Origin of the sequence: Shimia sp. R10_1, from assembly GCF_017744095.1 — a bacterium.
In the GTDB taxonomy this organism is placed as follows: domain Bacteria; phylum Pseudomonadota; class Alphaproteobacteria; order Rhodobacterales; family Rhodobacteraceae; genus Shimia.
Window position 1 is genome coordinate 704379 of sequence record NZ_JAGHQX010000001.1, and the last position, 26351, is coordinate 730729.

The 26351-nt window shown below is 57.2% G+C and carries 28 protein-coding genes and 1 tRNA gene; 7 read left to right on the top strand and 22 right to left on the bottom strand.

Annotated elements, in window-relative coordinates:
• Window positions 1-124: 124 nt before the first annotated feature.
• Together rpoH and J7413_RS03280 are read right to left on the bottom strand one after the other, a co-directional pair.
• Window positions 125-1021 carry an RNA polymerase sigma factor RpoH gene (gene rpoH, locus J7413_RS03275; protein ID WP_209096358.1) on the bottom strand — a complete coding sequence of 299 codons (897 nt, stop codon included), beginning with the start codon at window positions 1019-1021 and terminating at the stop codon, window positions 125-127.
• A gap of 191 nt (window positions 1022-1212) precedes the next feature.
• On the bottom strand, window positions 1213-2241 hold the full coding sequence (locus J7413_RS03280) for an RluA family pseudouridine synthase (protein WP_209096360.1): 1029 nt from the start codon (window positions 2239-2241) through the stop codon (window positions 1213-1215).
• Here J7413_RS03280 and J7413_RS03285 point away from each other — a divergent pair.
• Entirely contained in the window at window positions 2240-2554 is a 315-nt protein-coding gene (locus J7413_RS03285) for a DUF6476 family protein (RefSeq protein ID WP_209096362.1), read from the top strand. The genes J7413_RS03280 and J7413_RS03285 overlap by 2 nt on opposite strands.
• Before the next feature lie 87 nt (window positions 2555-2641).
• Here J7413_RS03285 and J7413_RS03290 read toward each other — a convergent pair.
• Window positions 2642-2718 (bottom strand) — tRNA-His (locus J7413_RS03290).
• A gap of 45 nt (window positions 2719-2763) precedes the next feature.
• The gene (locus tag J7413_RS03295) at window positions 2764-3255 is read right to left on the bottom strand and encodes a GNAT family N-acetyltransferase (protein ID WP_209096364.1); all 492 of its coding nucleotides are present in this window, start codon (window positions 3253-3255) and stop codon (window positions 2764-2766) included.
• A gap of 141 nt (window positions 3256-3396) precedes the next feature.
• Between J7413_RS03295 and J7413_RS03300 the strand changes: the two genes are divergently transcribed.
• Window positions 3397-3582, top strand: a complete 186-nt coding sequence (locus tag J7413_RS03300) for a DUF6324 family protein (RefSeq protein WP_209096366.1) — start codon at window positions 3397-3399, stop codon at window positions 3580-3582.
• A gap of 311 nt (window positions 3583-3893) precedes the next feature.
• Here the strand turns inward: J7413_RS03300 and J7413_RS03305 are convergent, their stop codons facing one another.
• The 6 genes from J7413_RS03305 to J7413_RS03330 all read right to left on the bottom strand — a co-directional run bounded on the left by J7413_RS03305 (window position 3894) and on the right by J7413_RS03330 (window position 8145).
• Window positions 3894-4358 (bottom strand): MmcB family DNA repair protein, encoded by a 465-nt coding sequence (locus tag J7413_RS03305; RefSeq protein WP_209096369.1) that lies wholly within the window; start codon window positions 4356-4358, stop codon window positions 3894-3896.
• Window positions 4359-4751: 393 nt separating this feature from the next.
• Complete coding sequence (locus tag J7413_RS03310) at window positions 4752-5081, bottom strand: hypothetical protein (RefSeq protein ID WP_209096371.1); 330 nt, start codon at window positions 5079-5081, stop codon at window positions 4752-4754.
• 177 nt (window positions 5082-5258) lie between these two features.
• Window positions 5259-5729 carry a transcription antitermination factor NusB gene (nusB, locus tag J7413_RS03315; RefSeq protein ID WP_209096373.1) on the bottom strand — a complete coding sequence of 157 codons (471 nt, stop codon included), beginning with the start codon at window positions 5727-5729 and terminating at the stop codon, window positions 5259-5261.
• Window positions 5726-6277 (bottom strand): 6,7-dimethyl-8-ribityllumazine synthase, encoded by a 552-nt coding sequence (locus tag J7413_RS03320; protein WP_209096375.1) that lies wholly within the window; start codon window positions 6275-6277, stop codon window positions 5726-5728. The genes nusB and J7413_RS03320 overlap by 4 nt, the downstream gene beginning before the upstream one ends.
• A 4-nt stretch (window positions 6278-6281) precedes the next feature.
• Window positions 6282-7403 carry a 3,4-dihydroxy-2-butanone-4-phosphate synthase gene (gene ribB, locus J7413_RS03325; RefSeq protein WP_209096378.1) on the bottom strand — a complete coding sequence of 374 codons (1122 nt, stop codon included), beginning with the start codon at window positions 7401-7403 and terminating at the stop codon, window positions 6282-6284.
• 151 nt (window positions 7404-7554) lie between these two features.
• The gene (locus tag J7413_RS03330) at window positions 7555-8145 is read right to left on the bottom strand and encodes a riboflavin synthase (protein WP_209096380.1); all 591 of its coding nucleotides are present in this window, start codon (window positions 8143-8145) and stop codon (window positions 7555-7557) included.
• Window positions 8146-8308: 163 nt separating this feature from the next.
• Here J7413_RS03330 and J7413_RS03335 point away from each other — a divergent pair, with 163 nt between their 5' ends.
• The 3 genes from J7413_RS03335 (at window position 8309) to J7413_RS03345 (ending at window position 12845) form a co-directional block, all read left to right on the top strand.
• On the top strand, window positions 8309-9604 hold the full coding sequence (locus J7413_RS03335) for a capsular biosynthesis protein (protein ID WP_209096382.1): 1296 nt from the start codon (window positions 8309-8311) through the stop codon (window positions 9602-9604).
• A 113-nt stretch (window positions 9605-9717) separates the two neighbouring features.
• The gene (locus J7413_RS03340; RefSeq protein WP_209096743.1) at window positions 9718-10833 is read left to right on the top strand and encodes a polysaccharide biosynthesis/export family protein; all 1116 of its coding nucleotides are present in this window, start codon (window positions 9718-9720) and stop codon (window positions 10831-10833) included.
• Between the two features lie 2 nt (window positions 10834-10835).
• Window positions 10836-12845, top strand: a complete 2010-nt coding sequence (locus J7413_RS03345) for a capsular polysaccharide biosynthesis protein (protein WP_209096387.1) — start codon at window positions 10836-10838, stop codon at window positions 12843-12845.
• On the opposite strand, the gene ribD is transcribed toward J7413_RS03345, so the two are convergent.
• From ribD to J7413_RS03405, 12 genes are all read right to left on the bottom strand, one after another.
• The gene (gene ribD / locus J7413_RS03350; RefSeq protein WP_348538721.1) at window positions 12842-13966 is read right to left on the bottom strand and encodes a bifunctional diaminohydroxyphosphoribosylaminopyrimidine deaminase/5-amino-6-(5-phosphoribosylamino)uracil reductase RibD; all 1125 of its coding nucleotides are present in this window, start codon (window positions 13964-13966) and stop codon (window positions 12842-12844) included. The two genes, J7413_RS03345 and ribD, sit on opposite strands and share 4 nt — an antisense overlap.
• Window positions 13963-14430 (bottom strand): transcriptional regulator NrdR, encoded by a 468-nt coding sequence (gene nrdR / locus J7413_RS03355; protein WP_209096389.1) that lies wholly within the window; start codon window positions 14428-14430, stop codon window positions 13963-13965. The genes ribD and nrdR overlap by 4 nt, the downstream gene beginning before the upstream one ends.
• 228 nt (window positions 14431-14658) lie before the next feature.
• Window positions 14659-15087 (bottom strand): secondary thiamine-phosphate synthase enzyme YjbQ, encoded by a 429-nt coding sequence (locus tag J7413_RS03360; RefSeq protein WP_209096392.1) that lies wholly within the window; start codon window positions 15085-15087, stop codon window positions 14659-14661.
• A 51-nt stretch (window positions 15088-15138) separates the two neighbouring features.
• Window positions 15139-15546 (bottom strand): hypothetical protein, encoded by a 408-nt coding sequence (locus J7413_RS03365; protein WP_209096400.1) that lies wholly within the window; start codon window positions 15544-15546, stop codon window positions 15139-15141.
• Between the two features lie 85 nt (window positions 15547-15631).
• On the bottom strand, window positions 15632-16042 hold the full coding sequence (locus J7413_RS03370) for a hypothetical protein (RefSeq protein ID WP_209096402.1): 411 nt from the start codon (window positions 16040-16042) through the stop codon (window positions 15632-15634).
• 141 nt (window positions 16043-16183) lie between these two features.
• Window positions 16184-16597, bottom strand: coding sequence for a hypothetical protein (locus J7413_RS03375; RefSeq protein WP_209096404.1), 414 nt, complete (start codon window positions 16595-16597; stop codon window positions 16184-16186).
• Between the two features lie 162 nt (window positions 16598-16759).
• On the bottom strand, window positions 16760-17041 hold the full coding sequence (locus J7413_RS03380; RefSeq protein WP_209096405.1) for an HlyU family transcriptional regulator: 282 nt from the start codon (window positions 17039-17041) through the stop codon (window positions 16760-16762).
• Between the two features lie 2 nt (window positions 17042-17043).
• Window positions 17044-19029, bottom strand: a complete 1986-nt coding sequence (rpoD, locus tag J7413_RS03385; protein ID WP_209096406.1) for an RNA polymerase sigma factor RpoD — start codon at window positions 19027-19029, stop codon at window positions 17044-17046.
• Window positions 19030-19169: 140 nt separating this feature from the next.
• Window positions 19170-21134: a DNA primase gene (gene dnaG, locus J7413_RS03390; RefSeq protein WP_209096408.1), complete on the bottom strand. Its 1965-nt coding sequence runs from the start codon at window positions 21132-21134 to the stop codon at window positions 19170-19172.
• A gap of 25 nt (window positions 21135-21159) precedes the next feature.
• Window positions 21160-21495: a hypothetical protein gene (locus tag J7413_RS03395; RefSeq protein ID WP_209096410.1), complete on the bottom strand. Its 336-nt coding sequence runs from the start codon at window positions 21493-21495 to the stop codon at window positions 21160-21162.
• Window positions 21496-21645: 150 nt separating this feature from the next.
• Complete coding sequence (locus tag J7413_RS03400) at window positions 21646-22248, bottom strand: DUF6151 family protein (RefSeq protein ID WP_209096412.1); 603 nt, start codon at window positions 22246-22248, stop codon at window positions 21646-21648.
• A gap of 4 nt (window positions 22249-22252) precedes the next feature.
• On the bottom strand, window positions 22253-23683 hold the full coding sequence (locus J7413_RS03405; protein WP_209096414.1) for a Glu/Leu/Phe/Val dehydrogenase: 1431 nt from the start codon (window positions 23681-23683) through the stop codon (window positions 22253-22255).
• Window positions 23684-24006: 323 nt separating this feature from the next.
• Here J7413_RS03405 and J7413_RS03410 point away from each other — a divergent pair, with 323 nt between their 5' ends.
• Window positions 24007-25818: a TadE/TadG family type IV pilus assembly protein gene (locus J7413_RS03410; protein ID WP_247743298.1), complete on the top strand. Its 1812-nt coding sequence runs from the start codon at window positions 24007-24009 to the stop codon at window positions 25816-25818.
• A complete protein-coding gene (locus tag J7413_RS03415; RefSeq protein WP_209096416.1) occupies window positions 25815-26351 on the top strand; it encodes a TadE/TadG family type IV pilus assembly protein in 537 nt (178 codons plus the stop codon). Before J7413_RS03410 ends, J7413_RS03415 begins: the two co-directional genes overlap by 4 nt.

Genomic DNA, 26351 nt, shown 5'->3' on the forward strand with positions numbered 1-26351 from the left:
GCCACGGCGCAGAAACAACCATCTCACACAGGGGGTGCGGTCACAGGCAGGTGACCCTGAGGTGCCGCACAAAAAAACGCCGGTCCCATAAGGACCGGCGCTTTTGTTCCTAGCGACGTTTTATTTAGTGAGCCGCCAGCATGCCCCGGCTGGAGGCCAGCTCGCGCATGCGCTTTTGCAGCTTTTCAAAGGCGCGCACTTCAATCTGACGGATGCGCTCGCGGCTCACGTCATACTGACCACTCAGATCCTCCAGCGTCACCGCCTTTTCGGCCAGACGGCGCTGGGTGAGAATGTCTTTCTCGCGGTCATTGAGTACATCCATGGCCTCAACCAGTAGCTCACGGCGCGCCTCAAGCTCGTCTTTGGCTTCATAATCTGCGGCCTGATTGGCGGTTTCATCCTCCAGCCAATCCTGCCACTCCATGGTGCCTTCACCTTCGGAGCCAACCTGCGCGTTCAGCGAAGCGTCCCCACCCGACAAACGACGGTTCATCGAGATCACTTCTTCCTCGGTCACGCCAAGGTCGGTCGCAATGCGCTCCACGTTTTCGGGCAGCATATCGCCCTCTTCCAGCGCCCCGATACGGGCCTTGGCCTTGCGCAGGTTGAAGAACAGCTTCTTCTGCGCACTGGTGGTGCCAAGTTTCACCATGGACCAGCTGCGCAACACATATTCCTGAATGCTCGCGCGGATCCACCACATGGCATAGGTCGCCAGACGGAAGCCTTTTTCCGGGTCAAACTTTTTGACCGCCTGCATCAGGCCCACATTGGCCTCAGAAATCACTTCGGCCTGCGGCAGACCATAGCCGCGATAGCCCATCGCGATCTTTGCTGCCAGACGCAGGTGTGAGGTCACCATTTTATGGGCGGCTGTCGCGTCCTGTTCCTCAACCCAGCGTTTGGCCAGCATGTATTCTTCTTCCGGCTCAAGGAGCGGGAACTTGCGAATTTCCTGTAGGTAACGGTTCAGCCCGCCCTCTGGTGTCGGTGCGGGCAGGTTTGCATAATTTGCCATAAGTCTTGCCTCCCAATCGTATGTTTATCTGCTTAACATTGATCTAGGTCGCCGAAAGCGTGTTTCAATAGGCAGATGTCAATTTCTGACTTTCAGAGTAAGAATTCCTACGCAGGTTCACCAGCTTTAGACCAGTGTTTCACACGCATTTGCGCTTTGTTACAGGCGCATGGCTGCGCATAAGGCGAGGTTCAAACGCCGCCCAGATCAGCGATCAGCTGCGCCATATCCGCAGGCAAAGGTGCCTCAAAGCGTAAGTTTTCACCTGTAACGGGATGCTCAAAGCCCAAAACAGCCGCATGCAGCGCCTGACGGTCAAAGCTGCGCGCCGCTGCCGCGCCTGTCACCCCAATCGCCTTTTCCGCCAGCTTGCGCCGCCCGCCATAGACTGGATCACCAATCAGCCCATGGCCTGCATGCGCCATATGCACGCGAATCTGGTGGGTACGGCCGGTTTCCAGCCAGCACTCGACCAGACAGGCCACAGCCGGATTGCCAAAAGGCTCTACAATCCGCACCCGTGTGACCGCATGTCGCCCGCCTTCAAACAGCACCGCCTGCCGCTGACGATCGGTTTTGTGCCGCGCCAGATGGGTGGTGATTTTCATGATGTTGCCAGATTCAAAATTCACACCGCGTACGCCGCGCAGACGCGGATCATTGGCATCTGGCACCCCGTAACAGACCGCGCGGTAATAGCGCTCCACCGTATGGGCCTCAAACTGAGCGGCCAGTCCCTGATGCGCGGCATCTGTTTTGGCCACCACCAACAGCCCGCTGGTTTCCTTGTCGATGCGGTGCACAATACCGGGCCGCTTCATGCCGCCCACACCGGAAAGCGTGTCGCCACAGTGATGCAGCAGCGCATTCACCAAGGTGCCATTGGGCGTGCCCGGCGCCGGATGCACCACCATGCCCGCAGGTTTGTTGATCACGATCAGATCGTCATCTTCCCAGATCACCTCCAGCGGAATGTCTTCGGGGCCAATGTGGCTGTCCTCAGCCACAGGCACAGTGATGACGACGGCATCGCCCTCTGCCACCTTGTGCTTGGGGTCGGACACTGCCACGCCATTAAGCGCCACACCGCCCTCGGCAATCAGCTTGGCCAGCCGCGTGCGGCTCAGGCTGGCTTCCACTGGCACATCACGCGAAAGCGCCTTATCAAGACGCTTGGGCGGGTCTTCCGCGATCACAAATTCTACAAGGGTTTCCGCCATGGAAGAGTCTCCGGAACCAATTGAGCCAACCAACCTACGCTTTTTGCGCCTGCTGGTCACGGGCCTGACTGTGGTGATGATGGTGGGGCTTGTAACGGTGGTTGCACTGATTGTCATGCGCTTCCGTGACGATGGCCCGATCCTGCCGGAAAATCTGTCTCTTGATGCCGGTGTTCAGGCGCAGGCGGTCACCATGGGCGATGGCTGGGTGGCCATTGTCACCAGTGACAACCGCATTCTGGTGCATGACCGGATCACCGGCGCGCTGCGTCAGGAGATCGCCCTCACACCCGGTGCCTTTGGGCAAAACTAAGTCCAAAGCGCGCCCCCGCTCCACAATTCACAGAACAAGCGCCAAAAACCAAAAAAGCTCTCAGCCGATCTGGCTAAGAGCTTTTTATGGTACCGCCTCCCCGGTTTGAACGGGGGACCTCTGGATCCACAATCCAGCGCTCTAACCAACTGAGCTAAGGCGGCACTGTGAGGGGCGGTTTACAGATACCTTTCAGGGGATGCAAGCACCTAAAACACGATTTCCCAGGTTTGTTCGACAAGATCACAACCAAAGCTGTGGACATCTCGCTCATCGACACAGCGCCAGCCGTTTTTGGCATATAAGGCACAGGCGGCCTCGTGGCTTTTGTGGGTCCAAAGGATCATCCCGTCATAGCCAACGCCCCGTGCAAACCCCATGCACCGATCCAGCAAACGCTGCCCAAGGCCAAAGCCGCGCGCCTCTGGCAGCACCAGAAACAGGCGCAACTTGGCGAATCCCACACGATCAGCCCGCACACAGAAAATGCTCCCAAGCCGATTCCCCTCGTGCTCTGCGATCCAGCCTGATTCTGCCGCAACCTCGTGATAGACAAGAAAACTGCGCGCAATCTCGGCCACCAGCGACCCAAAGCTGTCATCAAACCCCGCCTCACGCGCATAGAGTGTAGCGTGGCTTTCCACCAGCCAGTCCAGATCCGTCGCCGCAAATTTCCGAAAGGTGATTCCATCGTCCAACATACCCATCTCCACACCACCACACTGTGCTTCACCCTGCGCTGCCCCGGCCAGATGCTCTGCACAGCTTGCCTTTGGCGCAAGTTCAGGCTACCGCAATCGGCACAACATGGAACCCCCAAGAGAGAGCCCAAGGAGATCCCCATGGGAATCAACACCGAACGCGACATCGAAGCCAACATGCAAATTGGCCCCACCGATCAGGGCTTTGTGCGCATCTTTATCGAAGCGGGTGGCATGGAAATACCGATGGATTTTGACCCGGAAGAGGCCGAAGAGATCGCCGAAGAGATCCGCGCCGCCGCGGCCACTGCGCGTCAGGTGAAGTAAAATTGGTTAGGGGCTCTGCCCCTGCCCCCGCAAGCGGGGACCACCCCGGGATATTTAGAAAATGAGAAGCCTGAGCGACGTCAGAAGCTTCAGTTGAGGATTTCTCCCGGGCCTTTGAGTTCAAAAGCTTTGATCTCAAACTCATAAAACCCATTGCGCCCCCCGCTCCGCCCGCGCAATCAACGCGCCTTCCGGATTGTGAAACACGGCTTGCACCGTGTGCAATGCGCGGTAACACCAATCCCCATCCGGGTAATAAAAAACTTCACCATCATCACTTGCCCCTCCTCTGAAGTGTTTTTTGCGGCGTATCAGGCGCCCTCATTCGTTTCCTCTGGCAAAGGGGACAATTTGGGATCGCGAAAGCGCTGCAGGCGCCGCGCCGCATCCATGGCAAATTTCTGTATCATCTTTTTGCGGCGCGCCGGGGCAAGTTTTTCCTCTGGCGCCATGCGGATGATCTCCGCATCATAGGCATCCGCAAAAATGAGCCCGGTGCCTTCTGGCAAAAGATCGGTTGGAAACTCCGTATCCACCGCCCAGAAATAGCGATCCCCCCACTCCAGATAGCCCTGCCATTTTTTGTCGGTCTGAAAATCCTCGCGGCTGGATTTACATTCAATCACCCAAAGCTCGCCCTTGGGGCCCAACGCCATCACGTCCACACGCAGGCCACGCGTGGGCACAAATTCCTCAACAGAGACAAAGCCGTGACTGCGCAAATGGCGGCTGACACCGCGCGCAAGGCGCTGTCCGGGTTGCAAATTCTCATCCATAGGCACAGCGTGAACATAAAGGGAACAAAATATCAAGCACTGATTTGCGCGCGCCAGCACCTGCTGCCCCTTGTCATTGATCAAGTGCAGGCATAGATAGGTCAGCGGCGGGTGCTGCCCTTCTCGTGATACGGTTGCATTCCGGTGGCCTTAAGCAATTCCGAGGGAGCTGGCTCTGTCCTGGTCCTGGCCTGGTTACCTGGCGCCCACCTGTATATACAGGTCCTCGGGAATGAGATAACCCCACGGCTGCGTTTGCGGGCCCGCCACTTTACCCCCATCCAACCCTGCCCTGCGGTGTTCGAAATGCGCCCGACAACAGGGCGCTTTACACAAAAAAGCCCCGGAGTTCATCTCTCGGGGCTTTGGAATTGAAGGTCTGTAAATCGGGACTCAGCGGCGGATCTGACGCTGCTGAGGTGTGCGGCGATCCACTTTGACCGGCACCGGCTCTGCCAGCATCACCGGCATCATCTGGCGCTTGCCACCACCGAGGTGATCGTCGTCTTTCAAGCGCATGATGGCAATGCCGAACTGCACGCCCGCAAACACGATGCCATTCAGCACCCACATCACAACGACAGCCAGGATACCCTCAGAGCTGCTGCTCACCAGATGCCAAAGATTGGCGACGTTGAAATACATCAGCATCCCGACAAACACCGCGGACAGGGCAAACCCGATCGCAACCTGACGAATGTAAAGAGAGATAAGCTTTGGCATGACAGTGCCTCCTTTCGCTCATTAAACGACAGCCGATCGAAAACGGCAAGCCCGGCACGCGCGACATTTCGCCTAACGCGATTGTAGGAATACCTACGCTGCATCACGCGCGCCAGATCACCTTGGCGCGCGAAGGTTAACAGCCGATTAACGATTAAAAAGAGAGGGTCGAGGCGTCTAGAACGCCTCTGGTTTGGCCTCACGTGCCATGTGATCCAGCACAGCGTTCACAAAACGCGATTCTTTCCCGTCCGGGAAAAACGCCGCCGCAATGCCCACATATTCTGCGATCGCTACCTTGGCTGGCGTGTCACTTTGCAAAAGCTCCGCACCCGCCGCACGAAACAGTGCACGCAGGGTGGGGTCGATCCGGTCAATCGGCCATTTTGCCACCAGTGCACGGTCGGTCATCTGGTCGATTGGCGCCTGATAGTTCACCGCATCCTCAAGGGTTTTGCGAAACAGTTCCGCATCGCCTTCGATCATGTCGGTGCCATCATCCACTTCGGCGCCAAACCGGTGGTCCAGAAACTCAACCCGCACCTGATCAACCGTCTGATGAGAGCTTTCCATTTGAAACAACGCCTGCACCGCATAAAGCCGGGAGGCAGATTTCATCTTACGTTTCTGGTTACCTGAAAGGGTCATGCCGTTGGATTGTCCTTGAGTTGACCAGCGAATTTGAGTTCTTCGGAGTCCGGCAGAAACCCGACTCCTTTGCGCTGAGCGCCCCACTTACGGCCCAACGCAACAAGATGCAAGGCCGCAGCGGCCGCACCGCCGCCTTTGTTCTGATCTTCCGGATCGGCGCGCACTTCGGCCTGCTTGCGGTTTTCCACCGTCAGGATGCCATTGCCGATGCACAGCCCCTGCAGCCCCAGAAGCTGAATCGCGCGGCTGCTGTCGTTACAGACAGTTTCATAATGCGTGGTCTCGCCCCGGATCACACAGCCCAGCGCCACATAGCCATCAAAATTGCTCATGCGCTCGGCAATGCCAATCGCCGTTGGGATCTCCAGCGCGCCGGGCACTTCGACCACCTCATAGGTGCCGCCCACCGCTTCAATCTCCGCCACAGCGCCCGCCAGCATATTGTCGGCGATGTCCTTGTAGTAAGGCGACATCACGATGGCGAGTTTGACCGGCTTGTCGAACTCTGCGCGCGGCATGATGTAGTGTTTTTCTGCGCCTGCCATGGTCTTATCCTTCTGAGAGAATGGGGCGTGTGCCCACGATGGACAGCCCATAGGCGTCCAGTCCGAGATATTTTGTTTCCGGGCTGTCGGTCAGCAGGATCAGCTCCTTGCAACCGAGGTTGGAGAGGATCTGAGCCCCCAGTCCCGTACGTTTCACAATGCGTGGGCCTTCGTCTTCATCGGCGTAGAGGCTGTGGCGTACTTCGCGGAACAGGCAGACCACACCGCGGCCTTCCTCTGCAATCTTGCGCATGGCGGTGGGCAGCTCGTTGACCGATTTGGGCCCAAGACCCAGCACATCTCCTGCCTCATGCAGCGCATGGGTGCGCGACAGAACCGGCTCAGGCGTCGTGATATCGCCCTTGATCATCACCACATGCTCGATGCCGTGGATCTGATCAGTGAAGATGCGCATCTCCCAATCGCCGCCATATTCCGAGGTCACGGTTTCACGGGAGGTTTCCACCACTTCATTGTCCACACGGGAACGATAGGCAATCAGGTCGCTGATCGTGCCGATCTTCAGATCGTGTTTTTGGGCGAATGCCACCAGTTCTGGCAGGCGGGACATTGTGCCGTCTTCGTTCATGATCTCACAGATCACGGCACTTGGATGGCAGCCTGCAAGGCGAGAAATATCCACGGAGGCTTCGGTATGGCCCGCCCGTACCAGAACCCCACCGCGTTTTGCGCGCAGAGGGAAGACATGCCCCGGCGTGGCAATCGCCGCCATGGTGTTCTGTTCATTGATCGCGGTGGCAATGGTCAGCGCACGATCCGCCGCCGAAATCCCCGTGCTGACGCCCTCACGCGCTTCAATCGAAACCGTAAACGCTGTTTCGTGACGGCTGGAGTTGTTCACCGCCATCATTGGCAGCCCAAGATCGTCAATGCGCTCAGCTGTCATTGGCAGGCAGATCAGTCCACGCCCATGTGTGGCCATGAAGTTCACAGCCGCCGCATCGGCAAACTCGGCCGGGATGATCAGATCCCCTTCATTTTCGCGATCCTCGTGATCGACCAAGATATACATCTTGCCTGCACGTGCATCCGCGATGATCTCTTCAATCGGGCTGATCGCCGCGCGCAGGCTCTGTTCTACGGGGCCGGGCTGTTCAAAAGACATCTGTCATCTCCGCGTTGTTGCGGCTCAGATAGACCATGCGCGGCACGATTGAAAGTGCGGGAACGTCACCCTGATGTGCAAAAGCGCAGAGCATGCACCCTGCTCTGCGCCCAAATTCCATGCGTGGCCAACAGCAGCCTGCGCTAAAAACTCAGCGTTCCATCTCTGCAAGGCGCGCCACATATCGCGCCAGAGTGTCGATCTCGAGGTTTATGAGATCACCTTCTTTCGCGTCGCTCCAGGTTGTGACTTCTTTGGTGTGCGGAATGATGTTCACGCCAAAATTGCACCCATCGACCTCATTGACAGTCAAAGAAGTGCCATTCAGGGCCACCGACCCTTTCGGTGCGATAAACTTTGCAAGGGCTTCTGGTGCTGCGAAGGTAAAGCGGGTGCTGTCACCCTCTTCGGTGATCGACACAATCTTGGCGACGCCATCGACGTGACCGGAGACAATGTGCCCACCCAGTTCATCGCCCACCTTAAGCGCACGCTCCAGGTTCACGCGACGACCGGTTTCCCACGCGGCGAGATTGGTTTTGGAAACCGTCTCTGCGCTGATTTCAACATCATACCAGTCTTCGCCCGTGGCAATCACTGTCAGGCACACACCATCGCTGGCAATCGACGCCCCCAGTTCAATGTCACTGGTGTCATTGCCTGTGCTGATGCGCGCCCGCAGGTCGCCGCGCTGTTCAAGGTCTGCAATTTTGCCAACGTGGGTGATGATTCCGGTAAACACAAGCCGCTCCAATCCTCTGAATTGGCTAAGACCTAAGCCGCAGCGTGCGACAACACAAGCAGCAGCAGCGCCAAACGGCCATATCCAGCCGCGCGCGCACCACAATTTTGCCACGCCAAAAGGGTAACATTTACTTAAATTCCCGCGTATAGGGTTGAACACGATGGAGAATACCACTGGTGTAGATAGGACCTTCCTGTTTTTGCAGGGACCGCACGGCCCGTTTTTTGCGGCGCTGGGGCGTATGCTGTGCCGCTCTGGGGCTGAGGTCTGGCGCGTGGGATTCAATGCCGGTGATCACGCGTTCTGGCGACCACGCAACCGGTATATCCCGTTTCGGGACACGCTTGAAAACTGGCCATCCAAATTCGAAACAATCCTGACGGAAAAGGCGGTTACCGATATCGTGCTCTATGGGGACACACGCCCCATCCATGCGCTCGCCGTCAAGATCGCGCAGTCACGTGGCGTAAATATTCATGTTTTTGAGGAAGGCTACCTGCGCCCCTATTGGGTCACTTATGAGCGTGGCGGCTCCAACGGCAATTCCCGCCTTATGGACATGACCATCGCAGAGATGGAGCGCGCACTAGAGCTGTCTGATATGGAGGCCCCCCTGCCGCCAGCCCATTGGGGGGACACGCGTCACCATGTGTTTTACGGTGCGCTCTACCATTGGTTTGTGATGTTTACGAACCAAGCGTACCGAAATTTCCGCCCCCATCGCGCTTTGCCGGTCACGCGGGAATTCAGGCTTTACCTCCAGCGCCTGCTGATGATGCCGGCACACGCGCTGGAGCGGCGTCTTGCGACTTTGCGCATCCGCTATGGTGGGTTCCCCTACCATCTGGCGCTGCTGCAACTGGAGCACGACAGCAGCTTTCAGGCCCACTCACCTTTTGACAGCATGACAGATTTCCTGACGCTGGTGATTGAAAACTTTGCCGCCGGCGCCCCCCAGCACCACCACCTTGTCTTCAAGGCTCATCCTTTGGAAGACGGGCGCGTGCCTTTGCGGCGGGAAATTCGCAGGCTGGCGCGCCTGCACAAAGTCGCAGATCGCGTGCACTATGTGCGCGGCGGAAAATTGGCCCAGCTCTTGAATGACGCGCGCTCAGCGGTGACCGTGAATTCCACAGCTGCGCAACAGGTTTTGTGGCGTGGCATCCCGCTGAAGGCATTTGGCAGCGCGGTCTATGATCAGCCAGAGTTCGTCAGCAAACAGCCGCTTGCAGATTTTTTTGCCGGGGCCAGTCGCCCTGACAATCGCGCCTATAAAACGTACCGCCGCTACCTGCTGGAAACCAGCCAGGTGCCAGGCGGCTTTTATTCTGCGCGCGCCCGCCGACAGCTGTTGCGGCAAGTTGTGGATATGATGCTGTCTCCTGACGATCCCTACAAAGCACTGGCCTCTGGTACAGCGGCACCACGGCAACAGTTGCGGCTCGTGAGCGACTGACCCCTAAGTCTAGCGCTGGATTTTTGGTTTCAATTTCGATAAGTTGTCTCAAAAACCTGAGGCAGAATAAAACAGGTCGAGGAGACCGAGCAGTGAAAGTCCTTGCAACCCGTATGGGTAAATGCGCCACATTGGTCGCGATGGCGGCTCTTGTGGCTTCTTGCAGTTTGGTGCCGCGTTCTGGCCCCAACAAGAAAGAAATCTACGCTGGGTCCGTACAGCGTGAAGGCGACGCCTTTATTGTGGAGGTGAATGACCGAGTTTCACGCGCCACCGCTATCGTACCAGCGCTTGGTTTCGGTGACAGTTTCCAAAATGCCGGTCAGCTTGGCTCTGACACCATTCGTCCGGGGGATGTGCTGGCTCTGACCATCTGGGAAAACGTCGACAAACCGCTCTTGGGACCAGAGGGCCAGGTTGCCGCGATTCTCGAAGAGGTTCAGGTTGACGGCGCAGGGTTCATCTTTGTGCCCTACGCGGGGCGCATCCGCGCAGCTGGCAACACGCCAGAGAGCATCCGCCGCATCATTTCCTCGAAACTCGAAGAGCAAACCCCCGACCCACAGGTCGAAGTGCGCCGCGCGGCCGGTGATGGCGCGACGGTTTCACTGGTTGGCGCCGTCGGGGCGCAGGGCGTTTATCCGATTGAACGCCCCACACGCACCCTGTCCACGATGTTGGCACAAGCAGGCGGTGTGACCATTGTTCCGGAAATCGCCCAGATCACGGTGTTGCGCGGCAGCGCCAGCGGGCAAATCTGGTTCCAAGATCTGTATGACGATCCAAGCCTTGATATCGCGCTGCGTGGCGGCGACCGCATCTTGGTAGAAGAAGACACCCGTGCTTTCACCGCACTGGGTGCGACCGGCACACAAAGCCGGGTGAACTTCTTCTCCAAAGACCTCTCCGCCATCGAAGCGCTGGCACAAGTGGGCGGCCTTACCCCCACCAACAGTGACCCAACGGGCGTATTCGTGTTCCGCAACGAAGCCGACGTGATCGCCAACAGCGTTCTGGGCCGTCAGGATCTGAACGGTGCACAGCGTATGGTCTATGTGCTTGATCTGACCAAACCCAACGGCATGTTCATGGCGCGCGATTTTGTCATTCGCGATGGGGACACGCTGTACGTCACAGAAGCACCGATCACGACATGGGACAAAACCATTTCCGCGATCACAGGCACCCTGTCCTCTGCTGATACGCTCAGCAGCCTCGGTAGCCTCTAAACGTGCACGATATATATGAAAACCAAGCCGCCGGGAGCAGTGATCCCCGGCGGCTTTTTGCATTCAACGGCGGGTTCTTCCTTCAAAAACGTCTGCGTCGCATCCTAAACCTCGCAGGTTACAGCCTCCATCTCGGTCGCCCCACAGACACTGATCTGATTGCCATCTGGGGCAACAGCCCAACGGCGCATCGCGGGCGCAAGATGTCAGATCGTACAGGTGCGCCTTGTCTTTATGTGGAAGATGCTTTTCTGCGCTCTCTCTTTCCCGGTCGGATCCGTAAAGAGCCGCCAATTGGCCTGCTGATCGACAGCGTCGGACCGCACTTTGATCCAAGCGAACCCTCTGATCTGGAAAAGCTACTCAAGCACCATCCGCTGGATGACACTGTTCTGCTCGACCGCGCGCGCGGCGCGATGGCCCGGCTGAAAGAAAGCCATCTCACCAAATACGCTGCAACGGATGAAACACTCAGGCCACCTGATCCCGGCTACGTGCTGGTGATTGATCAAACACGGGATGACGCCGCCGTTCGCGCCAGCGGCGCCAATGACGCCCGCTTTCAGGAAATGCTGATCCTTGCACAGGAAGAAAACCCGGGCGCGCGCGTTCTGATAAAGACGCACCCGGAAACCCGTGAAGGCGCGCGCGCGGGTTACTTCGGTGCGCAGCACATTACAGACCGCGTCAGCCTTTGCGATGAGAACCACAGCCCTTGGGCGCTTCTGGATGGGGCGATCGCGGTCTATACCGTGTCATCCCAGATGGGATTTGAGGCGATATTGGCCGGTCACAAGCCGCGTGTTTTTGGCCAACCCTTCTATGCTGGCTGGGATCTGACAGAGGATGAATTTCCACTCTATCGTCGGCAACGCCGCCTGACCCGCGCGCAATTGTTCGCTGCTGCGATGATCCTGTATCCAACCTGGTACAATCCCTGCACGGATCAACTTTGTGAACTGGAAGACGCGCTGGAACAACTGGCCGCCCAAACACGCGCCTGGCGTGAAGACCGGCACGGCTGGAATGGCCACGGCATGCGACTGTGGAAGCGCAAACCTTTGCAGCGTTTCTTCGGCGCACACAAAGCGATGGTGTTTGAACGCAAGACTTCAGACGCGCGCGATATGGTTTGGGCCAGCAAACAAGGGCCAAAGGGTGCAGTGCGGCTGGAAGACGGGTTCCTACGCTCCCGCGGGCTGGGCGCTGAACTGGTGCCGCCGCTCTCGCTGGTCTGTGATGATCTGGGGATCTACTACGACCCCACACAGGAAAGCCGACTGGAACGCCTGATTGCAGCGCGTGAAACGCTGCGTCCGGATCAAGAGCGACGCGCCCTCTCGTTGATCAAAGCGATCCGCAAGGCACACGTCAGTAAATACAATCTCGGTGGCGCACAGCCCGCGTTGCCAGAGGGCCATCGCATTCTGGTGCCGGGACAAGTTGAAGATGACGCTTCCATTCTGACAGGTGCGGGAGAGGTCCGCAGCAATCTGGATCTTCTGCGTGCCGCGCGGCGTGCAAACCCGGACGCATGCATTCTGTTCAAACCCCACCCGGATGTAGAGGCTGGCCTGCGTAGAGGGCGCATACAACCTGAGGCCACGGCAAAGCTTGCGGATGTGGTGCTTGAACAGGCGGATATGGCCTATCTGCTGGATCACGTACAAGAGGTCTGGACAATGACCTCTCTGACAGGCTTTGAGGCCCTGCTACGTGGCTGTAAAGTGACCACATTGGGCACACCATTCTACGCGGGCTGGGGTCTCACAACTGATTTGGGGACACAACCAACGCGGCGTAGCGCAAAACCCAGCCTCGCGGGCCTCACACATGCCGCACTGATTGATTATCCGCGGTATCACGATCCGGTCAGCGGCCTGCCCTGCTCTGTGGAAACAGCCCTGCTACGGCTTTCAATCGGTCAAATACCGCACCCTGGTCTGGGCAATCGGCTGCTGTCCAAGCTGCAAGGGCGGTTTGCCAGCTATCAGGCGCTCTGGAGACGCTAATGCGAGTAGCGCGGATCCCGCTGAGCTTCGACGCGATGCCATGTGCACATCATGTCATGCCCAACCGCACGGTGATCCACCAGCTCAAATCTTGGCGCTTCCGCAAGCCGTGCAAGACCCATCGCCCCAATCGCCGGATAGCCCTCAGCCCCGATCACCGCACCGGCTGAAAAGGTGATCAACTCATCCACCATATCAGCTGCCAAAAGCGACGCTGCCAGCGCCCCACCGCCTTCGCAAAACACCCGTGTCAGCCCGCGCTTGCCCAAAGCCTGAAGCAGAGATGTGGCTGACAGCTGCGCCCCCTCAAGCGCGCAGGGCAAAAGCTCTGCACCAATATCGCGCCAGGTCTGCATGAGGGTTGGATCTGCATCTTCACCATGCGCTATCCATACCGGAACATCTTTGGCTGTCCGCGCCAAAGTGCTCATCAGCGGAAGATCAAGGCGGCGAGAGGCCACCACGCGCACCGGCTGCTGAGAGGCCCCAAGGTCACGCACTGTCAGCGAAGGGTCATCCGCCCGCGCTGTGCCACCGCCGACCATCACGGCGTCATGGCGCATACGCATGCCATGTACCGCACGCCGCGCTTCAGGCCCGGTGATCCATTTGCTTTCTCCAGAGGCCGTGGCAATGCGGCCATCCAGCGTGGTTGCAAGCTTCAGCGTCAGGAAAGGACGCCCCAGATCGGTCTTCAGGAAAAAGCCCTGCAGGTCGCGTGCGGCCTCGTCAGCCAGCACGCCCATGGTGATCTCAATGCCAGCCTCCCGCAGCATCGCAATCCCGCGCCCCGACACCCGTGCGTCGCTGTCTTCGACAGCGATCACCACGCGCGCGACCTTGGCTGCGATCAAAGCTTCGGCGCAAGGAGGGGTTTTCCCGTGATGCGCACAGGGTTCCAGCGTCACATAAGCCGTGGCCCCTTGCGCGGCCGCGCCAGCCTGCGCCAACGCCACAGGCTCAGCATGAGGCCGTCCGCCCGGTTGCGTCCAGCCTCGCCCGACAACACGCCCGTCTTTCACGATAACGCAGCCGACCGCCGGGTTGGGCCAGCACGCACCTTGACCGCGCCGCCCCAAACTAAGGGCCAGCGCCATGAAACGGCGATCAGTCACAATTATTCCTCAGAAGCAGGATCGGGACGCAGTTCACTGACAAATTTATCAAAGTCATCCGCAGCCTGGAAGTTCTTATAGACACTGGCAAAGCGCACATACGCCACCGTATCGATCCGCGCGAGCGCTTCCATGACAATTTCGCCGATGGTCTTGGAGGGAATATCCGTCTCCCCCATGCTTTCCAGTCGACGCACGATGCCAGAAATCATCTGATCAATACGCTCTGGCTCAACTGGGCGCTTCTGCATAGAAATTCGGATCGAGCGTTCCAGTTTGTCGCGATCAAAGTCCTCGCGACGGCCATTGGATTTCACCACAACCAGATCTCGCAGTTGCACGCGCTCATAGGTGGTAAAGCGACCGCCACAGGCGGGGCAAAAACGACGCCGACGAATCGAAACGTGATCCTCTGCCGGGCGTGAATCTTTCACCTGAGTGTCGATATTTCCACAGAACGGACAGCGCATAGACTTCCCCTTGATTCAGCTGCTCTAACCTTGCCCGCTTACCGATGGGACTTGGCTTGGGTGATTTTTCAACTTATCCACAGCCACTATAGGGGAGCTACAAATCTTTGGGTAGTGGCAAAAACACACCCCAACATCAGCCACAGGCGAAAATGGGAATTTTCTTTCCCCCTGCACAACTTAATGCACTGTGCTATAGTACCTGAGAGGCAAAATGAGCTGATCCAATCATGCACTGAAATGCGCCGACACACATCTGATGTGCGGCGCATTTCTATGTTCAAACAGGTAGATCCCCTGCCACGTTCCCAAAACCATCGCTCCCCGACTGACCGGGATCGTGAGCGACACAGGCATCATGGCCGCCTTGATATGGGCGGGCATGTCATCAGGCCCTTCGTAGGTATGGGTGAGATATTGCATCGACGGATCGGTTGTCGGTGGCACGAGCCGATGAAAAAATGCACGCAGATCGCTCTGCACCTCTGGATCTGCATTTTCCTGAATGAGCAGACTACAGGAGGTATGGCGCACAAAAAGCGTCAAAAGCCCTTGGCCACCATGCGCAGACAGCCCGCTGATCCAACGGGTTACGTCATGGGTAAACTCATAAAGCCCCTGCCCCCGTGTCGATATCTCAAACTCGGTCTGCGGCATGCGCGCCTCCTTAGGTTTTGCGCCAGCCTGTGGCGAGATATGCGGTCACGCTCAATCGTCCGAGCTGGTTGCCAAATCTCGGCAACTTCGCCGCGCCTGCCCAACCGATGTGGCGGCACCGACGTCGGGCCCCCAAGATCCTGCCCTGCCGGTTGCGCCAGACACCTCCGACGGGGGTTTCAGCGAAAACTGTGCGGCATCCGGGGTGTTTGCGGTCACCCCCGGCCCAGCCCCACCGACGACATACACAAGCGCTGTGTCTGGCGCATCCAAGGCGCGGCGAGCGTAGTGCCCTGCGCCACACCAAAAGTCAGACGCACGCCCAGCAGGCCGTGCCAGCACCTCAAACACATCGGCATTGACCGGGTTCACCCGAACGCCGTTGCTGGTCACGAAAACACTGCCTGCCCCCTCACAAGCCATCAGCACAAAGGGCACCAAAACCATCGTGTAGCGCATGCGAAATCTCCACATCTGTGTCTGTTTCCGTTCAGTCAGATCAACGTGGCCTGATCACCATCACCACTGGGCACCGCCACGTCTTTTAGAAAGGGAAGTCAAATTCATCACGGCCACAGCGCCCTCGGGCATCTGCCACAAACATGGATTGCCCCAAACGTGGCCCCCATCTTGTGTCACGCTCCGTTGCCCCCGTCACCTGAGACGGTGGCTTCAGCGAGAACTGTGCACCGTTGGGCGACTCCATCGTCACCGCAGCACCAGCCCCACCAACGACATACACATTTGCCCCCGGAGACGCACCAAGAGCCCGATGTGCATATTCCCCCGCCCCGCACCAGAACTGGTTGTTTTCATTTCTGGGGCGGGCAACCACCTCAAACACATCCGCATTCACAGGATTGACCCGTGTTCCTCCTGCGGTCACAAAGCCTCCGTCACCGAGATCTGTGCACGCCGCGAGGCCAAGACACAGAATGGAAAGGCGTTTGATCATATAGATATCCCTTTATTTTTTCAGAACTTTACCGCGAACCTATTCAATTTCCAACACGATCCGCTGGACCGCTGCGCTTCTGGCGCACAATCCTGCGTTTGCATTGTCTAAGACAGCAAACGTCCGCCGATATAGTTCAGATTAACCCGCGAAGAAGTCAGTGCGGCGCATACAACGGTATCTGGCATCGCCAACAAATTCATCTTCGCCCAGATCTGGCCCCCACGTGCCCTCTCTGCCGCTGGCACCGCTGGCTTGGCCTGGTGGCAACAGCGAAAACTGCATCGCATTGGGTGAATCGACAACGGTACCCCGGCCAGCTTCGCCGACCACATAGACCCGCGCATTGTTGGGGGCGCCAAGCACACGGCTTGCGTATTCGCCGGCACCACACCAAAATTGATTGATTTCGTTGTTTGGACGCGCTGTGACTTCAAACACATCCGCGCTCACCGGGTAAACACGCGCGCCATTTGCTGTCGCGAAGGCACCGTCACCGGGTGCAGTTTCACATGCCGCCAAAGCGGCAACCATCACTAAAGAAAAACGTTTCATTTCAATCTCTGAAAGCAACGCCCACTCACAATAGCAGGCCAGATCAGAGTAGCGCGGCAAGAGGGAAGTGAAAAGACCGCCGGAAAGCTCCGACGGTCACATCCCCGTAGTGCAACGGAATTGACACGTGATGCCATGCGGCATCTTCAAGTCAGAATGATCTTAAAACAGGTGATCGCCCATCTGGTCGATCATCTGCTTGGCCTTATTGACGGACGCCTCTTTGGCCTCTTTCTCATCGCGCAAAACATCCGCTCGAATGAGCGTATGTGTCTTGTCTTCGCCGTTCACCGTCTTCTCGATACGCGCAGAAATTCTGAACTGCCCGCCCTCAGAGATCGGCATCGGGGTGATTAGAAAGCCTTTGTATTCTGTGTGTTCGGGCGCAGCGGGCGGTTGGTCCGCCTTTGCCGCGCCGCCAAACAGTTTCTTCAGCAACGACACGGTTACTGATCCAGGAAGGAGCGCAGTTTGCGCGAGCGGCTTGGGTGCTTCAGCTTGCGCAGCGCTTTCGCCTCAATCTGACGGATACGCTCACGAGTCACGCTGAACTGCTGACCCACCTCTTCCAGCGTGTGGTCGGTGTTCATGCCAATGCCAAAGCGCATCCGCAGAACACGCTCCTCACGTGGGGTGAGGCTTGCCAGGACGCGAGTGGTGGTTTCCTTGAGGTTTTCCTGAATGGCGCTGTCGAGCGGCAGCACAGCATTCTTATCCTCAATGAAGTCACCCAGCTGGCTGTCTTCCTCATCCCCGATCGGGGTTTCCAGAGATATCGGCTCCTTGGCGATCTTCATCACCTTGCGCACTTTCTCAAGCGGCATCTGCAGCTTCTCGGCCAGCTCTTCCGGGGTTGGCTCGCGGCCAATCTCGTGCAGCATCTGACGGGAGGTCCGCACCAGTTTGTTGATCGTTTCGATCATATGCACCGGAATACGGATGGTGCGCGCCTGATCCGCAATGGAGCGGGTGATCGCCTGACGGATCCACCAGGTTGCATAGGTGGAGAACTTATAGCCGCGGCGGTATTCAAACTTGTCCACCGCCTTCATCAGGCCAATGTTGCCTTCCTGAATAAGATCAAGGAACTGCAGGCCACGATTGGTGTATTTCTTGGCAATTGAGATCACCAGACGCAGGTTGGCCTCGACCATTTCTTTCTTGGCCTGACGCGCCTCTTTCTCACCTTTTTGCACCTGCTGAACGATGCGACGGAATTCGGAGATATCCAAACCAACATACTGACCCACCTGGGCCATGTCGTTGCGCAGCTCCATCACTTTGTCAGAGGAGCGCTCCATGAACATCTGCCAGCCTCGGCCGGACTTTTCGGACATATCCTCAAGCCACGTCGGATCGAGCTCGCGGCCACGGTAAGCATCGATGAATTCACGGCGGTTGATGCGCGCCTGATCCGCCAGCTTCACCATGGAGCTGTCGATCTGCATCACACGGCGGTTGATGCCGTAAAGCTGGTCAATCAGCGCTTCAATACGGTTGTTGTGCAGGTGAAGTTCGTTCACCAGCAGCACGATTTCTGCACGCAGTTTCTGATAAGTGCTCTCATCTGCATCGGAGAAAGAGCCGTCTTCGTTCAGCGTCGCAGAGATACGCGCGTCTTGCATGTCGCTGAGCTGCGCAAAGTCACGGGCAATGATGTCCAACGTTTCAAGAACGCGAGGCTTCAGGGCCGCTTCCATCGCCGCAAGCGACATGTTGGCCTGTTCGTCCTCGTCATCATCATCGTCTTTGGCAATCGGATTGCCGTCCGCATCCAGCTCCTGCTCCGCTTCCTGTTTAGGTGCGGTGGTCACATTGGCGGCTTCGGCTACAGGTGCCTCTTCCTCTTCGTCATCATCGCCCATCTGGTTGCCGAATGTGGTCTCCAGGTCGATCACATCACGCAGAAGAATGTCTTCGGACAGAAGTTCGTCACGCCAAATGGTGATCGCCTGGAATGTCAGTGGGCTTTCACACAGCCCGGCAATCATTGTGTTGCGGCCAGCCTCGATACGCTTGGCAATCGCAATCTCGCCTTCGCGGCTGAGAAGCTCAACAGAGCCCATCTCGCGCAGATACATGCGCACCGGATCGTCGGTGCGGTCGAGCTTTTCGTTACCGCCACCCGCGAGCGCAACTCCACGGTTGGCCGAAGAGGTGTCCACAACAGCGGTGGACTTCGCCTCTTCTTCTTCGGCTTCTTCATCCTCAATGATGTTGATGCCCATCTCAGACAACATCGACATCACGTCTTCGATCTGCTCAGAGCTCACCTGATCAGGCGGCAGAACTTGGTTCAGCTGATCGTAGGTGATGTAGCCCTTCTCGCGGGCCTCGGCGATCATCTTCTTGACGGCGGCCTGGCTCATATCGAGCGAGATTTCGGCGTCCTGATCGGCGGGCTTCTGGTCGTCGGTGTCTTTGGCGGCCATTAAGTGCTCCTGCAAGTTCGGGCTGAAGGTGATTCGCTAGCGTCGAATCAATCCTTACACGGGGTGATTCGCAACCCCACAAAGCCCGTTTTCTTCATCTGTTGCTCACAAGGGCGCTTTGACCGCTTTTCCGGCGCTCATTATCCGCGCCGTGGTGGTCGCCCGCCCCGTGAAAAATCTATGTTTTCGGCAAGCGCATCAAGCGCTGCGCGTTCCTCTTTGTCGATCGGCGCACCATTGGACCCAACCGCAAAATCGCCGCCTTCTTCGTCTTGGCTAGAGAGTTTGGCCTTGTTGCTGTCCTCTGCGGCCTGTCCCAATCGCCACGTTACCGTTTCATCATTCAAAGAATGCGCTTCTTCTTCCGCCTCTGCGATCTCTTGGCGTAGGCCACGTTCTGCCTTCAGCTTATTGAGCTCTTCTCTCAGCGTTTTTCGCGCAAGCGCGGTGTCGCCCGCCCGAAGAACCGCAGGGGTAATCGCCACATGGGGTTGGCGCAGCAGGTTTTCAACCGCTTCATGGCCAAGATACCCCTCTATGTTGGCGCGCGGGTCCGGGCTGTTGGCAAACCGCAAAAGCGCATCCCGCATCAAGGCGTTGTCCTGGTCCAAGCAATCCATGCTTTCAATTTCATACTCAAAGTCATCCAGAATCTCTGGTGTCTTGAGGGCCACCGCCAGAACAACCGCTTCGCGCACGCGTTGCTCAACAGCGCCTTCGCTGGCGGCCAACATCGAGACTTTGGTCCGCGCTTGCACCGGGGGCTGCACATTCCAGCGCCCGCGCTGGAAACCACCGCGCTTGCCGCCAGCGCCCCGCTGTGGGCGGAAGAGCTGGAACCGCAGCTCTTTGATGGCATCACCATAATGACTGCGGATCGACGGATCTTGAATCAGTTTGATTTTGGCGCGCAATGTCTTGTCCAGCGCCGCTTTCCGCTCAGGGCTGTCAAAAATCTTTCCCTCAATCTCCCGCTGCCACAGCAGATTGACCATCGGCATCGCCCCATCCAGCACCTTCTGAACTGCGCTAGACCCTTTGGCGCGGATCAGATCATCGGGGTCCTGCCCTTCCGGCATGATCGCAAAACGTAGGCTTTTGCCGGCTTCCAGCAAAGGCAGCGCCAGATCGACCACCCGCATCGCCGCCCGCAGGCCCGCCTTATCGCCATCAAGCGCAATGATCGGCTCATCAGAGATGCGCCACAAAAGCTGCAACTGGTTTTCCGTGACCGCCGTACCCAGCGGCGCGACAGAGGCCCCAAATCCCGCTTCACTCAGCGCGATCACATCCATATAGCCCTCAGCCACAATCAGCGCCTGACCTTTGCCAGCTGCCTCGCGCGCGGGCCCGTGATTGTAGAGGCTGCGCCCCTTGTCAAAAAGCTCAGTCTCTGGTGAGTTCAGATACTTCGCGTTGTCATTGGGATCCATGGCGCGACCACCAAAAGCAATACATTTGCCCCGAGCATCGCGAATAGGAAACATGATCCGGTTGCGGAACGTATCATAGGGCTTGCCGCCTTTGGCAGAAGGCTTCGCAAGTCCTGCCGCAAGGATCAGATCAGGCGCAACGCCCTTACCTGTCAGATGATCCCAAAGCCCCTGCCAGCCCTCCGGCGCAAAGCCGATGCCAAACCGATCCCTTGCGTCTTGCGACAGCCCGCGCCCATCCAGATAGGCCCGCGCAGCGCTCCCAGCCCCAGCATTCAGCATCAGGCGAAAGTGCTGCGTAGCCATTTCCATGACCTCTGCCAACAGCGTGCGCCGATCTGCCTTTTGCTGCGCTTGTGGATCGCGTTTCGGCATTTGCATCCCGGCCTCTTCGGCCAGGATCTCCACCGCCTCCATGAAGCTCACGTTTTCTGTTTCGGTGACAAACTTCAGGGCATCGCCTTTGGCGTGACAGCCAAAGCAATAATAATACCCCTTACGGTCATCCACATGAAAAGACGCGGTTTTTTCATGATGAAATGGGCATGGCGCCCACATGTCGCCTTTGCCCTGATTGGATTTGCGCTGATCCCACATGACCTTGCGCCCAACCACCTGTGTGATGGAGGTACGGCTGCGAAGCTCATCAAGGAATCCGGGTGGCAAAGACATGGGTCAGATCACATCACACAGAAGGTCAGTTGGAAACGGACTTCTGCATTTCTTGAATCTTGTCCCAATTGTCCAGACACTGCTGCGTAATCTGTGCGCCCAAATCGACGTTTTTCAGATCTTTGCGCTTGGCGGCATAAACAATGGGGGCAAATTGCTGAATGGCAACCTTGTAGCTGTCTGGCCATCCCGGATTGTTCTCCAGAAGGTGCGCCTCGAGCTTGCTCTCACGCACACGATCCAAACGCGCTTCCTGAATGGCGCTCATCACCGTGCCCTGCTGACTGCAGACTTCTTCTCTGTTGTCTGCTGCCTGAGCCAATGTACCCATCAAAGCAAAAGCCAAAACATAACGGATCATCCGCACTCTCCTGAATCACTTCTAATCCAGAGAGATTACCGCCGCGCCGCCAAGCTTTCCATCGCTGTTGTGATGTCATGCACCAGCGTTTTTGCCCTGTGATGGAAACAAACGGGTTTGAGTGGGCCGCAGCTCACCAACAAGAACGCTTTAGGAAGGCGTCGCTGCTTTACGCTCCTCTTTGCTTAACACGCGCGGCACAACAATAGGTTTGCCAGACGTGTCAAACAGGGGTGTTTGCTTCACCTGCCCGCGCATCAATGCGCCGAAATGGCGCGCAAGCACCTGAAAACCCGCGCGATTGAAGCCATATTCACGCAGCCGCTCAGAGCCGATGGGGGCCTCTTGCGTGCGCACAACGGCAATCACCTTACCGATGGCTTTGTCCACAGCTTCGCCCTGCAACGCAGGCACCCAAATGCCAACAAACGCGAGCTTTGTATGTGGCAGACAATTGAACAGCGGCGTGTCACAGCATCCCGCATACCAGCGCATCAACCCTTTGGGTGACAACCGCAGGCACGCCAGATGCTCTTGCCCATTGGTGATCTGCAGATGCGCAGGGGTGGTTTGAAAAATGTCGCTGCCGCCACGCGGCAACAACTGTTCTTCAGCGCCCAGAACACGGGCGGCGGTCTGACAGTCGGTACAATGACACTGCACATGTGAGCCCATTGCTGGGCTCACATCTTTGAGTACGGCACCAAACTGCCCGCAACGGCACCCGATCTGAAGGTCTACAGGCGCCGCCATTGGCTTACAGGCCTTTCGCGCGGTAGCTTGCCGCGACCTTTTCGATCGACACCAGATAGGCAGCTGTGCGCAGGTCTTCGACGTCGTCGCGCGAATGCCACACGTCACGCATCGACTGATAGGCAATCCGCATCGTGTCATCGAGCCCGGAGCGTACCAGCTCCAGCTCGCCCGCGCCCCGCAGATACTTCTGCTTGAAGCCGTCGGTGAGCTTGTACTGGCCACCCAGCGCGGCGCTGATCTGTTCCAGCTCATCCACCACCAGCTGGTGGCGCGCCTCTTCCTGACGACGCTGCATCCGGCCAAAGCGGATGTGGCTCAGGTTTTTGACCCATTCAAAGTAGGACACGGTCACACCGCCAGCGTTGGCATACATGTCCGGAATGATCACAGTGCCTTTCTTGCGCAGGATGTTATCCGCACCCGCAGTGATCGGGCCGTTTGCGGCCTCGATGATCAAAGGTGCTTTGATATTGTCTGCGTTGCCAAGGTTGATCACCCCTTCCAGTGCCGCTGGGATCAGGATGTCGCAATCCTCTTCCAGAATGGCCGCCCCGTTTTCGGTGTAAGTCGCATCCGGGAAACCAGACACGCCGCCATTTTTGGCCAGCCACTGCTGCACAGCATCCACATCAATGCCATCCGGGCTGAACAGCGCACCGTCCCGCTCAATGACACCAATGATCTTGCAACCATCTTCCTCGCTCAGGAACTTCGCAGCGTGGTAGCCCACATTGCCCAGCCCCTGAACAATCACACGCTTGCCATCCAGAGAGCCTGACAGGCCCGCTTTCTGAATGTCCAGCGGTTCACGGAAAAACTCCTGCAAGGCGTACTGCACGCCACGACCTGTTGCCTCAACGCGGCCAGCGATGCCGCCCGCATTCAACGGCTTGCCCGTCACACAGGCGCGCGCATTGATATCTGTGGTGTTCATCCGCGCATATTGATCCGCCATCCAGGCCATCTCGCGCTCACCAGTGCCCATATCCGGCGCTGGCACGTTCTGTGACGGGTGGATCAGATCTCGCTTGGCCAGCTCATACGCGAAACGGCGTGTAATCCGCTCCAACTCATGCTCATCATACTGACGCGGATCAATCCGCAAGCCACCCTTAGAGCCCCCAAATGGCGCTTCGACCAACGCACATTTATAGGTCATCAGCGCAGCAAGCGCCTCAACCTCATCTTGGTTCACACCCATCGCAAAGCGGATGCCGCCCTTGACCGGCTCCATATGCTCGCTGTGCACAGAGCGATAGCCCGTGAAGGTTTTGATCTCGCCGCGCAGGCGCACACCAAAACGCACAGTATATGTGGCGTTACAAACTCGAATTTTCTCTTCCAGCCCCGGTGGGAGATCCATCAGAGCGACCGCTCTGTTGAACATCAGATCGACACTTTCCCGAAAACTCGGCTCTTTTATCGTGCTCATCTCTTACCCTCCGACAAGCGAATTGTTGCGACTCACTGTCACATCGACCGAACTAACGTAGAGTTAGGCCAATTAACGGATGATGACGATAGGTGAAACACAGCAACTGTTTGTGAGATTTTCGTTTTCGGTATGGAAACAGAACCTCACGAAATCAGATGACTGTCGACAAGACTTTGCAAACGAACGGAAAAATGGGCCCAAGCGCCGCATGAATCGCCTCGTTCTGCCCCATTTGCGCCGCAATCCAACGAAATAAATCCTGTGGCGCAAACCGTTTCTGCGGTGGGAAAGACTTCGCGCGTCCAGACGAGGTGAGTAACATGAACGAATTTCTAGTCCGCCCAAGGCGTACCTTAAAACCCCGCCAATCAAAGGCGCATCTGGGGCTGATTTCCCGCTTCCGCAAAGAAGAAGACGGTGTGATGGTCGCCTTTGCAGTGATCCTGGTCATTATGATGATTGCGATCGGGGGCATTGGCGCTGACATGATGAAAGCCGAGATGGAGCGCACCCGCCTGCAACATACGCTGGACAGGGCCGTTCTGGCCGCTGCCGACCTCGATCAGGAGCGCACACCAACTGCGGTGGTCGAGGACTATTTCCAAAAGTCCGGCGTGGATGTGGACACCGTCACCACAGACTCCGAAACCATCCCGATTTTTGAGGGAGGTCCCCCGATTTATAGACGCGTTAGCGCCGTGGCTGACGCTCAATCCACATTCCGTGCCAGCGAAACCGCAGCGCGTTTCCGCCACGCATGGCGCGGCGACATCGAAGACCGCGAACTTGTAGAGAAAGTCAACATTCGTGCGGCAGGCACGGCGATCGAAAGCATCGGCAATGTCGAAATTTCGCTTGTGCTCGATGTCTCTGGCTCAATGAACAGCAACAGCCGCCTGTCCAATCTGAAGATTGCGGCACGCGAGTTCATTGACACCATGGACGACAATACAATTGACGGAACTTTGTCCGTTTCTGTTGTGCCTTACGCAACCCAAGTTGCCGTTCCGGACAATCTGTTTGGTCAGCTGACCACCACCGGTGAAAATGCCTACTCAAACTGCATCAACTTCAGGGGTTCTGATTTTTCGAACACCCAGATCTCGACCCACTCGCCTTACCAGCGCACGATGCATTTTGACCCTTGGTATCGGTACGACAATCGCGACAGCTCTCCCTCACCCGTCAACCAGATGCCCGTGTGCGAATTTGACAGCCGCCGCGAAGCGATGGTGATGGAAAGCGACCGCAGCACGCTGAAGAACTACATCAACAACCTGACAGCGCGCGGAAACACATCCATCGATGTGGGCATGAAATGGGGAACCGCTCTGGTTGATCCCACATTTGAACCCATCGCGGCCAATCTGATCAAAAGCGGCGACGTTTCCTCTGATTTCGCAGACCGCCCCTACGCTTACGGCACCAACGACTCTATGAAAGTTGTTGTCTTGATGACGGACGGCCAAAACACAAGCCAATACTACATCCGTGATGATTTCCGCTCTGGCGAGTCCAACGTTTGGTATAACGAACAACAGGACTTCTATTCCATCTACGTTGGCCAAGACGAATACGACCAGGACTACGACGGCAATACCAGTGAGCCGCTGTACTACTGGCCGTCCACCTCACAGTGGAAGAACTGGGCCTATGGTGAAGGCGTTTATGAAACAACGGAAAGCAGCTGGGAGTGTAAGTCCTATCGCCGCAACGGATCTTGCAAACGCTACCGGAAAGTCACCAAAACGGTCACAGTTGACGAGCCCGGCTCAGCAGAAGTCATCACCTATCCAAATCTGTGGGCCTATACCACCAGCTCCTGGATTGCCGATTATCTGTACCGCCCCTTCATGGGCTACGACGCGGCTTACAACGACTGGCACTATGGCGTACGCAGCTCCTTCCAGAGAACTGAAAAAGACGCCCGCACGCGTCAGATCTGTCAGGCAGCAAAAGATGCAGGTGTCATCGTATTCACCATCGGTTTTGAAGCTCCCTACTCCGGACAGACGGTCCTGAAGGACTGCGCCAGCTCCGACAGCCACTACTTTGATGTGGATGGGCTCGAAATCCGCAACGCCTTTGCCACCATTGCAACGTCCATCCGCCAACTGAGGTTGACCCAATGATCCGTAAATTTGCAAAACTCCCCCGCGTTTTCAGACGCGACGAAGAAGGCACAGTTACGGTTGAATTCGTCATCATGGTGCCCTTCTTCCTCGGGCTGTTCCTCTCCTCAGTGGAACTTGGCTTGATGTCGCTGCGCTATTCCTATCTGGAGCGTTCGCTGGATCTGGCGGTGCGAGACATTCGCCTGACCACCGGGTTCACACCGAACCACGATGAATTGGTGACCAAAATTTGCGACAAGGCGGCCGTAATTCCAAACTGCGAAGACAACTTGCTGCTGGAAATGGTGACACGGGATCCCCGCAACTACGTGGAACTTGGGGACAACACCCTCTGCACGAACCGGCTAAACGACGCTCAGCCCGTCACCCGGTTTGAAGATGGCTCAGAAAACGATCTGATGATCTTGCGCGCCTGCGCCAAGGTCACTCCCATCTTTCCAACATCTGCTTTTGGTGCCGGTCTCGCCAAGGACACCTCTGGTGACTATGCCATTGTCGTGATGAACGCCTTTGTTCAGGAGCCTCGTTAA